Below are 15070 nucleotides of genomic sequence, written 5' to 3'. Positions count from 1 at the left end.
TTAATAGGATGAATACAATAACGAAAAGGAAAAAAAGAATGGGCAAACAAACATTAGCTTTAAAAGGTAAATTTGAAGATGCTTTAGACAGACTTGAACAGGCTAAACCTTTCGCAAAAAGCCTCTATCAAACAGACGTATATCAACTAGCAATTGAACTTGCAGCCTCATATGAGGGAATGAGGACTCTCGATGAATATGCTCATCGTTTTGACCAAGCTGGTGTTTTCCTTGGAGGTCAATGGGAAGACCCGTCTAAAATGCAGCCTCCTCTCGTTGGTGGTTCATTAAGGTCAAAGCAAGGTGTCAATTCGATTATTGAATTGTTAAGTGAAATGAGAATGCTAGCCATTGCAAAAGGAAATTACATACATGAAAGCTTAAGTAAAGAAGAAGCAACTGTCTTTTTAAACGAGGTCATGGCCCTGAATCTCGATCTTTTGTTTCCACCGGAAACAGAAGAAGGACGCATTCAATCAGAAGATCATATGATTCGTGCTCAAGGCTTGTTCCAATACCTTGGTGAGCAGCTTTCCTTTAAAGCCATTGCTCATCAAATTGTTATGGAATTAGAACGTTTGACTGTTCAACGTCCCATTATGACTGGCCGGATTATAAACATAATTAACTTGTCCCGACAATTAATCAAAAGCGCTATAGATGAACAAACAATAGAAACTCTTAAAAAATATATACATGGTGCAGATGCTCCAACTCCTTTAAGCCAAGATGTGAAAAATCAACGGGAATATAGACTTAGACTAGAAAATGCCTCTGAAGCTGAACTTGTATCAGAAGCTAAAATTTTTGCAAAATCAATGAAAGAAATAGGTCTCGTCTCCCCTTATCATGCCGTTCTTCTTCGGTTTTTTAACCGGAAGAACCAAGAAAAAATACAGACAGCACTTGAATTATCAGAAACAGGAATAGCAAGTTTGAATGCCAATCAACAACTGATTCATGACATCATCCAGATTTCCATTTATCCTGAAACACATCAAGCGATATATGGACTTGCAAGAATGCTTGATCGAGGGGTTCTCACTCAGGAACATGTCCTTCCTGCCATCCGTCGTCTATTTGATCTTCCTATTCATGCCCAGGTACGTGAAGCCCTTACAAGATTTAAGGGTGAACAAAGTGCGATTAGCCTGAATGGTCTTCTGATTGCTGGCGTAATGAGTGTCCTTGGTCAACCTCTCGGTGTCGGACAAGGGAACAATCCAACTTGCCAGTCAGCTAGAGCAATTTCCCTCTGGGCGCAGCATGGAATAGGACAACTGTTAGAATTTATTGCTCGTGCAGCTCGTGACAATGATATAGATATGACATTTGAAGGTGTAGCCATTCACTCTAACCTCCTAATTGGAGGCGTAGCCGGTGAAATCAATCAGGATTTGGATCCAATCTCTACTATTCTAGTACCACACCTTGACAAGGTTTATAACGAAATGATGAAGAGAACACTGCTTCGTGGTGAAGACGGACATAAATGGGTAAACCCGGAATTTTACGGGGCATGGATTCCAAAAGGCTTCATCAATGTGATTGATCAAATCACACTGAATGTCACAAACTTTTCTGCTTTTGTGAAGTTATTCTATGCTACCCACCATCCTGAATATAATGAGGGCTATGAATTGATTTATCCAAACCCCGTTGGAATTTTTATTACAAACGTTCATGGAGATCTGCTTGGACTTCATGCAGTATCCATTCAAAGAATCCAACAAGACCAGAACGGAAAATATCGAATTTATTTTTACAATCCTAATAACGATAGTGGTCAGAATTGGGGTCAAGGCATAATTGCAAGTGTTTCAGGTTTTGATGAGCTTGAAGGAGAAGCCTCCCTTCCCTTCCATGAATTTCTATCAAGAATGTATGCCTATCACTATAACCCATTCGAACAAGGTGACACCTATATGGTGGAAGACAGCCTAGTCGAAGAAGTGGAGCTGCTTGCAAGAGAAAGCTGGGGCAAAAATTACGTGTGGGCATAAATTGATCAGGTGCCCATTGCACCTAGGCGAAACTGCTAGTCATTTTTTGAAAGTTGATACTGTAAATAAACGTAAGGTCTCGAGGAGGAGCGTACTTGAAAGTATCTATTATTGGCACGACCGGGTATGGCGGTGGTGAGCTTTATCGCATTTTACATCACCACCCAGTTTTTAATATACAATCGGTGCATACGACCAGAGATGAGATCCCTTTATATGAAGAGTTTCCACATTTGAACGGAATTACAGATTTAAAACTTGAGCATATCGATGCGGAAGAAATAGCTAAGCATTCAGATATCGTTTTTTTAGCCGCCCCTTCCGGTGTATCTAGTAAACTTGTTCCTGCCTTCTCGGAAACAGGAATTCAAATCATCGACCTTTCCGGTGACCTTCGGCTTACCAATGGGCAAGAGTATAAAAAATGGTATAAACACGAACCAGTAGAAAGCAATTTACTAGAACAAGCAGTCTATGGCTTGAGTGAATGGAATAAAGAAAAAATTATGGATGCGAAACTAATCGCAAATCCTGGCTGTTACCCTACTGCCACACTATTAGGTCTTGCTCCTGTGGTAAAAGAAGGACTGATTGATCCTGATATCATTATTATTGATGCAAAATCTGGAGCATCCGGTGCTGGAAGAGCAATTTCTAAAAAACTGTTATTCTCGGAAATAAATGAAAATTTCCGTATCTATAAAGTGAACGAACATCAGCATATCCCTGAAATCCAACAGCAATTGAACCTTTGGAACAGGGGTGTATCACCCATTACTTTCAATACCCACCTGTTGCCGATTACTAGGGGAATCATGGCAACCATTTATGTAAAACTTACAGACAATTTACATTCTGAAAGACTTCTTGAATTATATAATGAACAGTATTTGCATAGTCCGTTTGTAAGGGTAAGATCAAGTGGAAATTTCCCTTCCGTTAAGGAAGTAGCAGGATCCAATTATTGTGATATCGGTTTACATGTTGACGAACGAACAGGAAGGTTAACCATTGTTTCCGTTATCGATAATCTCATGAAAGGTGCTGCCGGCCAGGCAGTTCAAAATGCCAATTTGATGAATGGTTTAGATGAGACAGCGGGATTAGAGTTTATTCCCATGTATCCTTAAGGAGGATTTGGAATGTCACTATTGTTAAAACATAAGATTGTTGAAATTGATAATGGGAATCTCTTATCACCACAAGGATTTAAAACAACAGGGGTCCATGCCGGACTTCGATATGCTAAAAAGGACTTAGGGGTCATTATTAGTGAAATCCCGGCATCAGCTGCAGCAGTTTATACAACCAACCAATTCCAAGCAGCTCCTTTAAAAGTAACTCAAGAAAGCCTTGCAAGTGAAGGTGTTTTACAAGCTGTAGTGGTCAACAGCGCTTGTGCCAATGCTTGTACAGGAGACAGAGGATACATGGATGCATTAAAAATGCGTTCCTTAACATCTGAAAAATTCGGTATCAATGAAAATTATGTAGCCGTTGCATCAACAGGTGTGATTGGTGAGTTTTTAGATATGGAAAAAATCGCAAACGGAATTCAATCCTTGTCACCTGGTAATTTAAACAGTGATGCTATTGGTTTTCAGACGGCTATACTGACTACCGACATCGTGATGAAAAGCTGCGCATATTCAGGTGTCATTAATGGTAAAACCATTACAATTGGCGGAGCGGCCAAAGGGTCAGGAATGATTCATCCGAACATGGCAACCATGCTTGGTTTCCTGACTACAGATGCAGCCATCTCGTCTAATCATTTATCTGCTGCCTTAAAAAGCGTTATCAATCATACCTTTAATCAAATAACCGTAGATGGAGATACCTCTACAAACGATATGGTTCTCGTTATGGCAAACGGGCTTGCAGGGAATGATCCGTTAACACCAGATCATTCTGAGTGGGACACCTTTGTTGGGCTTTTGACAAAAGCTTGTGAGAATTTAGCCAAGCAAATCGCCATGGACGGAGAAGGTGCGACAAAGTTAGTGGAAGTGGAGGTTCAAGGTGCTGACACTCCTGAGGAGGCAAGATTCATTGCCAAACAAATTGTCGGGTCCAATTTAGTGAAGACGGCCATATTTGGTGCAGATGCCAACTGGGGACGAATCATCGGCGCAATCGGGCAGACAAATGCAGTCATTAATCCAAATACAGTGGATATTGCCATCGGTTCTATTAAGATGCTTACAAATAGTACACCTTGTGTATTTTCCGAGAACGATGCACGAAGTTATTTGGATCAGCCAATTATCAAAATTTTTGTCGATCTACATGTGGGTAATGGAACTGGTAAAGCATGGGGCTGCGATCTGTCTTATGATTATGTCAAAATCAATGCAAGCTATCGTTCATAAGGATTGGTGAAAATAGATGAAATATATTGTAATCAAATGTGGCGGCAGTGTTATTGACGAATTAACCTCCCCTTTTTTTACAAGTCTTTCTGAACTGCAAAAGCAAGGCTATAAACTTGTTTTTGTTCATGGCGGCGGCCCTGATATTAATAAAATGCTCGACTTATTTCGTGTCACACCTCAATTTGTAAATGGGCTTCGTAAAACAGACGAGCAAACACTAAATATTGCTGAAATGATTCTTGCCGGTCAGACGAACAGAAAGCTTGTGGCTAAGCTTCAACAGTATCACTTCCCTGCTTTTGGGCTCAATGGAAGTGATGGCTCTTTGTTACAGGCTAATTACATAAACCGTGAACAGCTGGGTCATGTTGGAAAAATCAGCAAAGTAAATAAAGAATTCTTAGAACTTGTTGTTAATAACCACTATATACCTGTCATTACTCCAATAGGGATTAATACAAACGGTGAAAAACTTAATATTAATGCCGATTATGCCGCTGCAGAGGTGGCTAAGGCACTTCAGGCAGAACAATGTCTATTTGTTACCAACGTGGATGGTGTGTTCATTGAGGGCTCACTCTCCTCCTCCCTTTCCCAGCAAGAGGTCCAAACCTATATAGCAAAGGGAGAAATAAGCGGCGGAATGATTCCAAAAGTTCATTCGGCGCTTAATGCTGTTGAAGAAGGTGTCGAAAGCGTCATGATAGTGTCTGGTAAAAATACATTTTTTGAAAATGGCCAATGGCATGGTACTAGAATATATCAGGGGGAGCCGATAAACAGGGGCTAATGATAAACTAGCTATAACAAATAAAAGGACCCGAAAGGTATTTTCGTGGTCCTTATTTTTGGTATTTTACAAACTAAAATTCATTGATTAATTTACCAGCCTATGTTAAATTAATCAGATAATAATCCAAATTTTAAAAATATTCTTGTAATTATTGATCCGATCTTCCCCTTAAATTAAATTCTTCTGTTACACTGGTCATGTTGAAGGATAGTTGAACAACTAAACCGCCTCGCCACTGCTTGTTTCTCTTAATTCCTTGTCAAAAAATTATTTGTAAGGGCAAAAAGCAGAGAAGGGAATGGATATATGGGACTTTTATTATTTACTTCAGAGGATTCGTTTCAAAAGGCCTTTTATCAGTTACGGAAATCTCCAGCATTAACAAAAAGTTTATTTCAAAATGCCGTTTTTGAAGAAGCTGCCGCCCTTCTCAAGGAACCAAATGGATTAATAAAGATATTCAAATATGCACATCTCTTTGATGAAGCCGGAGTATTTGTCGGGAAGCCATGGGAAAACGTCTCTAAGCTTAATCCTCCTTTAGTTAGAGGGACTTTGCATGCCGGCGGGACCATGGCAGCAGCTGAAGCGATGAGCAATCTCAGAATTCTAGCCATTGCAAGAGGAAATTATGTACATCCAGAAATGTCTGCTACAGATGCAACTGAATTCTTGACAAAGGTGATCGCTCTAAACCTTGACCTCCTTTTAATGAAGGAAACGGAGGAAAATCGGGTAACCCAGCTTTACAAAGACAAGCAAGCTTCAGAGATTCTAGGATTTATCTCGGACCACTGTTTTTCTTCACATGTATTTCACATTTTGTATCAGGAAGTTGACAATCTAACTGTCCAAAGGCCCATTGTAACGAACAAAATCCTTAAATTAATCGCTAATGCGAGAGGATTAGAGGACGGCCAGAAAATGAAGGATTCGAGCTTAATGAAATACGAAAATGCTGTCTATTCCCCATCCGATTTGGCTGTTTTTGATAGGGGAAGTTATGAAAATAAATTAAAGGCCAGTATTGATTTATTACTAGTTAAAGAAGCCGAGCAGCTACGTGAATCGATGAGTCATACGGGGCTTGTTTCACCCTTCCATGCTTTATTTTTAAAATTTATTACTAAAGAAAAGCCTGATTTGGTTCAGAGTATGCTGGTTGTGGACGATACAGCCAGAAAAAATCTTCGATCAAATTTTCCTTTGATTTCTTCATTAATCACTTCTACCACCACCATGAATACTAGGAGTAGCATTTATGGTTTAATGTGTCTTCTACAGCGGGACGTTTTTACCAGAGAATTTATAAGTGAAATAGAGAAACTTGTAACCATTCCTATTCACGAACAGATTCAGAATAGGCTTGTGAACGTCTATAAAATATTGGATTTATCTACCCTTCGTTCACTTGTTGTATCGGGAATGATTAGTGTTTTAGGTCAACCCCTAGGTATTGGGCAAGGCTTTAATCCAACTTGCCAATCTACAAGAGCACTCAGTTATTGGTCACAAAAGGATCCTGTCATGCTTCTTAAATTGTTTAATCATTTTCTGGAGCATGGAAAAATCACGATTCATTTTGAGGGTAGACCCCTATCTTCAGACGCGCTTCCGCATGCAGCCATGGACGATGAGGAAAATATTGATACCGTCTCACTACTCTTGATTCCTCACCTTGATTCCATCTATTTTGAAATGTTAAAGGCTGCCAATGGACGCGGGCAGGATCCCCATAAATGGATTAATCCCTCGTTTCATATCAATGGAATTTGGAGTGAATTTTCAGATGTTTATAGTGACTCAAGATTTAAGGAACGGTTTTATCGATACTATCACCCATCGGAAAAACCGGATGTGAATGAAGGACTTCCGCAACCTGCGGGAATTACTATTTATAATCAATCAGGTCAAGTACTTGGTGCCCATGCCGTACTAATTCAAAGAGTTTGCACCGATCCAAAAGGCTGTCTTCGTGTTTACTTTTATAATCCGAATAACGATAGTCTTCAAGTATGGGGAAACTCAATTAGAACAAGTGTCACTGGGAATGGTGAGCGTCATGGTGAGTCGTCTCTCCCTTTTGACGATTTCCTTTACTTCTTATATGCTTTTCACTTTCCAAAACAAGTGTGAGTCTCTTCATTTATCGTAAGTATTTATCACTCCATATTCAGTTTAAGACCCTAGTTTACTTCAGGTACGAGTAATCTAGGGTCTTAAAATTAAGCCTCAGATTCTTGATAAGACCTAAATTCTATTTTTGCAGATTAAATTTTTTTAGAGAGGAAGTATTTTTAATGTCTATTCATAAACAATCTGTGCGGACTTTTTTTAACGGAAAAATTTTCACAGCTAATCCGGAACAACCATATGCCAATACCATGATTGTGCGCAATGGCAGGATTGCATGGATTGGTGAGGAATCAGATTTAGAAAGAATAGAGGGCGAATGCATGGACCTTAAAGGTCGAAGGGTGATTCCAGGTCTTATTGATGCCCATATGCATCCCTTGTGGCTTGCAAATGCTTCTAAACAAATTGCCTGCACCCCTCCATTCGTTAATTCCATTGTGGATTTAGTTGAACAGATTCGGAAGTCATGTAAAGTCAATGAAACTGGTAAATGGATTGAAGGCTGGGGTTATGACGAAGGAAAATTTTTAGAAGGAAGAGCACCGACACGGTGGGATTTAGATAAAGCTGCAACCGAAATACCGATTTTCATTACCCGGACATGTACCCACATTGCGGTAGTAAATAGCAAAGCTCTGGAGCTAGCAGGTATTACGAGAGATACTCCCGATCCACCAGGTGGAGAAATCGATCGGGATCTAAATGGGGAGCCAACAGGTATTTTACGGGAAAATGCCAAAGATCTTGTCCATTGCATCATGCCTGTTAAATCTCTCGAAGAAGACGCTGCGTCACTTGCCGAATTAAGTACTTTCCTGCTTTCTCGCGGAATTACAGCAATTACAGACCTTATGAGCAGAACTGAGCCAATTGATTATCTAGAAATGTATAATACCGCTGTAAAAAAAGGACTAAAACAACGTACGGTTTTATATTATTTGTGGGAGGATTTAAAGGATCATTCAATATTACATTCAGGCAACATTAATAACGCAAATCAAATTCACATTGGCGGTATCAAGTTATTCGCGGATGGGAGTGTATCTGGGAAAACAGCTTGGGTCACTCCTCCTTTTTTAGGGGATGAAGAAAACTACGGAATTCAAACAGTAACAATAGAAGAGTTATTAGCTGCAGCAACAGCAGCCGAGCAGAACAATGTTCAATTGGTCATCCATGCGATGGGCGAGCAAGCCATTGACTTCATCATTGATACTTTTTATGGCAAAAAAGGCTGGCTTACAGATGGTCCTTCTATTCGGATTGAACATGCAGCAATGCCGACTACTCGCGCCATTCAACGGGCTGCTGAAACAGGTATTGCCTTTGTAACGCAGCCGATTTTTGTGTTTGCAGAAATTGAGAGCTATCATAATAACCTTGGACCTGAACGTACAAAGAAAACATATCCTATTCCGTCCCTATTAGAAGCAGGCATTAAAGTGGCTTTCTCTTCAGATGCACCTGCTACAGCTTGGGCTGATCCCGTAAATCCATTTGTTGGGATGAAATCAGCTGTTAGCCGCTTGGCGTATAATGGCGCGGATACTGGACAAAAACAAAAAATCGATATATTTACTGCGATTATGCTTTACACAAAAGAAGCACAAGAAATCACACGGATTCCTCATGTCGGTCAACTGAGCGTGGGCAATCATGCTGACTTTATTGTATTGAATAAGGACATATTTGAAGTTCGTCCTGAAAAGATAGATACCCTTGTGGTTCAAGAGACTTATATGTGTGGTAATCTAGTGTACCAAGATCATTCGGTTAAACTACACACTACTTCTAATTGATATGTACTTTTTCCTATTAATTTTACTAGCGTTCAGGCTGTATCCAAAAACAATGGATACAGCCTTTATAGTAGGAATAAGTTATAATATTAGAAGTTTGGCCTAAGAGGGCAGATCTTTCTCTGTGATAAGCCACCCTTCAGCTGTTTTTTCTATATTAAAAATATCTTCATCAAAATTTTTTTTAAGGACATTATATTCCTCATTTTCACATTTAACCAGTGCTATTCTAACTTTCCTTACGGTTATTTCTGGTTTTGGAACCTCAAATATTAGGTCTTTTATGACAAAAAAAGTTTTCTGATTTCTCAATCTCTCCACTTCCTTCCCCTTATATTACCTATATTTAGAATTTGACAAAAATGACAAAAAACCTTGTTAATTTTTTGTAAAATAAACAGTGTTATTATAACCTATGGTCAAAATCCTCTCTCATGCACTTTTTTAAGCGAAGCCAAATACCTTTATCATTTTTTACAGAACCTTTACATGGAATAAGTAATTTCTTAATATTCCCGCATTAATATATTTATAGGGAGGAAAGCATGGTATTTGGCAAAGGTGAAGCCAATGCTAGTTATTACTCTTACCTATTACGGTCTTTTCAAAGGAGAGTTTTCTTTGCTCAATCAATTAGTTAAATACAATGGAAAAAACTATTTTTTACTTCACCGTTACTCCTCGGAATATTGTGAGATTCAAGATACGAAAAACAAATTTCAAATTCTCTTAGTTCAATACTCTGAACTTTCTTTTCAAAATAATTAATGACAATGAAGCGTAGATTAACGCTTCTTTTTTCTTTATTTGGTTGAGTTGCCAGAAAAAAATATATAAAAACTTATATGTTTATAAAATGAAGAGAGACAGAAATACTTGACTGTCTCTCTTATCATATATTAATTCCCTCTAGTGTTTTAATCGTAATTAATCCATAATTTGAAAAATAATCCTTGCAATATCACTATTTTCCATTTTACCACTGAACAAATGCCGATTTAGACCATAGGCATAAATGGGAACATCCTCTCCTGTATGCCCTTTTGTTGTCCATCCAGTACTCGAATACTGATTGATAATGTTGATGAGTGCTTGCCGTGTATCTTCAACTTCCATTTCTAAAGTTGACTTTATCGTTTTCAAGTCTTCATCATAAAGCGAAAAATGCATGTAATGTTCTAACGTCGATAGATCTTTCGTTTCATGTAAACGATTGGCAATCACAAATGGAGTTGAGGTAATGGCTCTAATCACACTCGGTTTCCAATTATAGTTACCATTACAATCAATACTCATTCCTCCTGTTGAGTGATCAGCGGTCGCAATGACAATTGTATCTTCTCGATTGAAGGCAAATTGAATTGCTATATTAAAAGCTTCTTCAAAGTCTGTAACCTCACTCATTGCCCCAACAATATCATTGTCATGACCTGCCCAATCGATTTGGCTGCCCTCTACTAAAAGAAAAAATCCATTTGGATTCTGTTGCAACCGTTGAAGAGCAGCTTTTGTCATTTGGGCAAGAGATGGAACACTAGAATCACGATCAAGCTTTTTTGGGAGTTCAACAGGTGCAAATAATCCTAACAATTGCTCAGTTTTATTTGAAATAAGCTCCTGAAAGTTAGTCACAAAGCCATAATGGTTATTTACAAACTCTTCTATTAAATTTCGATCTTCTCGAAGGAAATACGAAGTTCCTCCCCCAAGCATCACATCTATTTTCTGCTTACCTTCTATTCGCTCATCGAGATAATCATCTGCAATTTGCTCATATTGTTCTCTTGATTCCATGTGTGCAGCAAACGCTGCCAGAGTTGCATGGTTAATCTGACTTGTTCCTACTAAGCCAGTAGATTTTCCGCGGTATTTTGCATATTCTAATACGGTTGGAACGGTTTGTTTATCAATATTTACACCAAGAGCACCATTATACGTTTTATAACCTGTCGATAAAGCTGTCCCCGCTGCGGCGGAATCGGTAATATTACATTGTGTATCTAATGAATAAGTTGACTGGGTTCCAACGAAGTATCGATCAAATACAGTTGGTTTCATTAACCCTTTTTGAGTCGAATGATTGAAATAACGAAGCCCGGTCGTATATGAAAAGCCCATCCCGTCACCAATTAGTAGAATTACATTTTTTACTTTTTTCAATTCACTATAATTTATTAAAGGTATGAATGGATTGATTAGATAATCGTTTTGCCGAACGGTGGAATTTAACAATCTTAACATCACCTTTCCTCAATAAGTCCTGCCATAATCTATATGGAACATGTTATTTTACAAAAAGAAAATCTTTACTAATACATTGCTTTTATAACTTAAGTCTAGGGCCAATTGTGTTAATACTTTTATTTTACATAAAATCCAAAAGACTAGTTACTAATATACAGAATCTTTACAATTTTTTAATAATAACTCAAGAAAAATTCGCTTGATCATCTAGTAAAATAAAAGTATTAAATATAGAAGTAATTTGGTCCTTTTGCCTGGAGATTTTATAATTAGGATGAAGACTGAGGAGTGATAAAGTGGATACTTTTTCGCATGTTGTTATTGGCTTAGGTATTGGTGCCTTAGCTCAGATTGATCCCGCCGTCTCAACTAACGAATCCTTATCACAGGTTGTCATTTTAGGTGCTGTCATCGGTTCAAATGCACCTGACTTTGATTTTTTGTACCGCTTGAAGGGAAAGGGTAGCTATATACGGAATCACAGGGGTCTGTCACATTCAATTCCTGCTCTTCCTTTATGGGGTATTATGGTTACAGGCATTCTATACCTGATTGCTGGCACATCGTTTTTCCATCTATTTTTATGGACATTTTTAGCTGTTATCCTTCATGTGTTTTTTGATTTATTTAATGTACATGGAACACAAATATTGCGGCCTTACTCTCAAAAATGGATTGCCTTTGATGCTGTTCCATTATTAGATCCTTACATTCTACTCCTCCATTTTCTCGGATTTGTATTAATCATATTCTTTCAATCTGGAATGACCTTTCTTATCATTTATATTATCCTACTTTTCTACCTTGCCATCCGCACTTTTTCTGCCATATTAGCGAAAAGACACCTACAATGCCATTTTATAAACGCAGAACGGATTAAATTAATCCCCCTAATAACACTATTTAAATGGGATATTATCATTGAGACAAGGGAAGATTTCCTTTTTGGCATTTATTCTGTAAATAGTTTAACTATTGAACATACACTTAGTAAAAAAATCAACTTTCCGACATTGGTATCAGATAGTCAATATAATCAAGAGGTTTCCGATTTTCTAGCATCGACTAATTTTGCTTATCCATTTGTCAAGGTCAGGAAAAAAGGTTATATCGTTTATTGGAAGGATCTTCGGTTTCGCACTAACAGTTTTTTCCCTTCTGTTGCGATTCAATATATCTCTTCGGATTTGAACAGAAAAAGAAGTTATATTGGTAGAGTTAACACTATGAAACAATATAAACGAGTATTAAGAAATCTAACGAAAGACCTACATCTATAAATTTAAGGAAGATGACCACAAATGTGGTCATCTTCTTAGAAGAAAGCTAATTTCTCCAAGAGTCAAAAGAAACTTTGGTGAAGTTACGAATTATTTTTTTATGACTTTTAACTGGATACTGTCCGAATTATAGTTAACCTTTACTTTGTATTGACTTGGTAATCCTTTTGTCTCAATGGATGAAAATTCTCCCTGTCGATGATGCTTATTAAAGGAAATGATCGTGACGTTCTTATCTGGTACATATTGATTCTCGAAATTCAGAAGTAATTTCCCTTTAGTGATTACCCCTCCATTAACTTCGAGTTGATCATTTTTATCGCTAAGGCTTAGCTCAAGTGTTCCATTATCAGATTGTGTGTAATTTCCGTCGATGATAACTCTTCCAGAAACATTTTCACTTACGGTGCCTCCGTTGTTCGTAACATCCCCTTTTCCGAAAGCAGTCTCAGAATCTCCCTCTAGTGTACCTTGGTCGATTTGAGTACCACCGGCATAAGTATTATTACCCTGAAGGATTAAAGTACCTGTACCCTTTTTTGTGAGCTTTCCAGTACCGGAGATATCATTGCGCCAGTGATCCAATGAATTGAATCCGCCTTTCGATGAATCCATTGTCACGGTAACGTCGGTGGCAAAAGCACCATAACCATCCGCAGCGGCAAAGAGATTCAAACGCCCCCATCCCTCAGGATCATCAAGCACAGGATAGCCGGAAGGTAGACCAGTAGTGGCTAAAACCCAGCGGCGCTGCGTGCTGTCAAGGTAAGGCAGACGAGTTTCCAAAAGGACTTCGGCTCCTTTCGGAACCACCATTGGGTTAGTCGTTGAATTTAATTGCTTAAATCCATATGTCAATCGTTGGGTATAATCTGTTTTATTCTTGGAATAATCGCTGAAGCGATCAGTTGCTGTACCGGTTTGTGTTAATAATTTGCTATGTGCATCATCATAAGCAGCTTTTTTCAAATTTTGATTGGCTGGATCAGACAAAATCGCTGCAGCTAGCGCGGTTGCCATGACACGCCCCCCCATAACATCAAGAGGAGAGTGCATACCCGCAACTATCCGGTTGTTACCCAGTTCTGAAGCTCGTGTAAGTAGTTCTTGGTAACGCTCTGGTACTGCATAAGCCATAGCAATAGCACTGAGGTAGGCAGCATTGGTATGGCCACTAGGAAAGCCGCCATCCTTGCTTGGATCAGGATTGATAGCAGGCACAAGGGCCGGAACAATAATTGATGTGCTGCTCCACCTAAAAGGGCGTGGATAGCTAAAGTAATTTTTAGCCGGACTTGTGGAAGAATAGTTTCCACGTAAGGTATTTACTAAGCTTACTATGTTACCAAGACTAGAGGACGTGCTGCCTGCATTGTTTCCTTGGTCATCATATTTTTTTGTGGTGGCATCTGCTGGGACATTATTGATTGTTGTCGTCGCTCCTGCGTTCATACGATAAACATCAGTCAGCGATCCCAGACCGTCCATAACACTGTAGCTTTGATTTCTACGGTCATCGATATATGCCGCATCTGCTTCGCTGGCGGTACGATTTGCTGTTATGTCAAGCACTTTTTGTATGTTTGCATCCAGCACGCTGCTGTTCAGTTTGGTACCTGTATCCCATGTAGTGCCAGGTTTCCATAAATTATTGTATTCGGAGAGCAGCCCAATTGTCGGATTTGAATTTTCCGTCATGTTAACAGAACTATTATTTTTGTAACTACCTACAAAATAACCCCAGGATGGTTCTGACGCAGGCGTTACTGTGGCTGGGATTGTTGCAGCACTCGCAGAAATTCCTCCCAGGGAACTTTGAAGTAATGGTAAAGTTAATAATGCACAAGATACATGCTTCTTTAATAATTTCATCTTTTATTCCTATCCTCTCTTATTCTCTAAAATTTACGGATAAAAGTTTTTACTAAAAAATAATATCTAAGAATTGTTAAATTAAGAGAGTTGTTTTGTTAAGGTTTAGTAAATTGTTTAATTTGCATTAACTAGCTACTGATTCCCGCATCAGGATCATGAGGGTCCACACTATCGGTTTGGGGATCAGGTTAAGCACCCGATCTGATAAATAGACGGAAAAATTTCGCTTAATTGGTATTTATAATTAAAAAAAGCTTAAATAGACGGAGAGATTCCGCCTATTGACTCGAAGAATGCAAAAATAAGCAATTTTGCTTTGCATAACCGGAAATCCTCCTCTTATTTACCCCTAAACGAGCTCCATGCTACATATAACCGAAAAATTTCCGCTTATTTCACTTTCGTTGGTTACTTCATTAATGACAAGACTTCTCAATTTAAAAGGGAGTGAGTTTATCTAAAAAATTCAAGATAACCTCATTTGGGTGCATAACGGTGAACTGTATCACAAGTAAGTAAGGTTTAATATAAAGAAGATTTTTGTATTCCAATAAAAAAACTCGCC

11 protein-coding genes are annotated in these 15070 nt (G+C 38.5%); 8 read left to right on the top strand and 3 right to left on the bottom strand.

What is annotated here, in order from left to right:
* Positions 1–8 precede the first annotated feature (8 nt).
* The 6 genes from JOC76_RS08395 to JOC76_RS08370 all read left to right on the top strand — a co-directional run bounded on the left by JOC76_RS08395 (position 9) and on the right by JOC76_RS08370 (position 9106).
* Positions 9–2003 (top strand): hypothetical protein, encoded by a 1995-nt coding sequence (locus JOC76_RS08395; protein WP_239557614.1) that lies wholly within the window; start codon positions 9–11, stop codon positions 2001–2003.
* Between the two features lie 95 nt (positions 2004–2098).
* On the top strand, positions 2099–3133 hold the full coding sequence (gene argC, locus JOC76_RS08390) for an N-acetyl-gamma-glutamyl-phosphate reductase (protein ID WP_205177147.1): 1035 nt from the start codon (positions 2099–2101) through the stop codon (positions 3131–3133).
* Between the two features lie 12 nt (positions 3134–3145).
* Positions 3146–4375, top strand: coding sequence for a bifunctional ornithine acetyltransferase/N-acetylglutamate synthase (gene argJ / locus JOC76_RS08385; RefSeq protein ID WP_205177146.1), 1230 nt, complete (start codon positions 3146–3148; stop codon positions 4373–4375).
* A 16-nt stretch (positions 4376–4391) separates the two neighbouring features.
* Entirely contained in the window at positions 4392–5168 is a 777-nt protein-coding gene (argB, locus tag JOC76_RS08380; RefSeq protein ID WP_205177145.1) for an acetylglutamate kinase, read from the top strand.
* Between the two features lie 309 nt (positions 5169–5477).
* The gene (locus JOC76_RS08375; protein WP_205177144.1) at positions 5478–7307 is read left to right on the top strand and encodes a hypothetical protein; all 1830 of its coding nucleotides are present in this window, start codon (positions 5478–5480) and stop codon (positions 7305–7307) included.
* A gap of 164 nt (positions 7308–7471) precedes the next feature.
* On the top strand, positions 7472–9106 hold the full coding sequence (locus JOC76_RS08370; RefSeq protein WP_205177143.1) for an amidohydrolase: 1635 nt from the start codon (positions 7472–7474) through the stop codon (positions 9104–9106).
* 102 nt (positions 9107–9208) lie between these two features.
* Here JOC76_RS08370 and JOC76_RS08365 read toward each other — a convergent pair whose 3' ends face one another.
* A complete protein-coding gene (locus tag JOC76_RS08365; protein WP_205177142.1) occupies positions 9209–9418 on the bottom strand; it encodes a hypothetical protein in 210 nt (69 codons plus the stop codon).
* A 240-nt stretch (positions 9419–9658) separates the two neighbouring features.
* Between JOC76_RS08365 and JOC76_RS08360 the strand changes: the two genes are divergently transcribed.
* Positions 9659–9874: a hypothetical protein gene (locus JOC76_RS08360; protein WP_205177141.1), complete on the top strand. Its 216-nt coding sequence runs from the start codon at positions 9659–9661 to the stop codon at positions 9872–9874.
* 159 nt (positions 9875–10033) lie between these two features.
* Here the strand turns inward: JOC76_RS08360 and JOC76_RS08355 are convergent, their stop codons facing one another.
* Positions 10034–11347 carry an alkaline phosphatase gene (locus JOC76_RS08355; protein WP_205177140.1) on the bottom strand — a complete coding sequence of 438 codons (1314 nt, stop codon included), beginning with the start codon at positions 11345–11347 and terminating at the stop codon, positions 10034–10036.
* A gap of 299 nt (positions 11348–11646) precedes the next feature.
* Between JOC76_RS08355 and JOC76_RS08350 the strand changes: the two genes are divergently transcribed.
* On the top strand, positions 11647–12630 hold the full coding sequence (locus JOC76_RS08350; protein ID WP_205177139.1) for a metal-dependent hydrolase: 984 nt from the start codon (positions 11647–11649) through the stop codon (positions 12628–12630).
* Positions 12631–12720: 90 nt separating this feature from the next.
* Here the strand turns inward: JOC76_RS08350 and JOC76_RS08345 are convergent, their stop codons facing one another.
* Positions 12721–14502 (bottom strand): acid phosphatase, encoded by a 1782-nt coding sequence (locus JOC76_RS08345; protein WP_205177138.1) that lies wholly within the window; start codon positions 14500–14502, stop codon positions 12721–12723.
* Positions 14503–15070: the final 568 nt, after the last annotated feature.

The organism is Neobacillus cucumis (assembly GCF_016908975.1).
Lineage (GTDB): Bacteria > Bacillota > Bacilli > Bacillales > Cytobacillaceae > Neobacillus > Neobacillus cucumis.
Note: the sequence above shows the minus strand (reverse complement) of the source record. Positions and strands in the feature narration are given on the sequence as shown.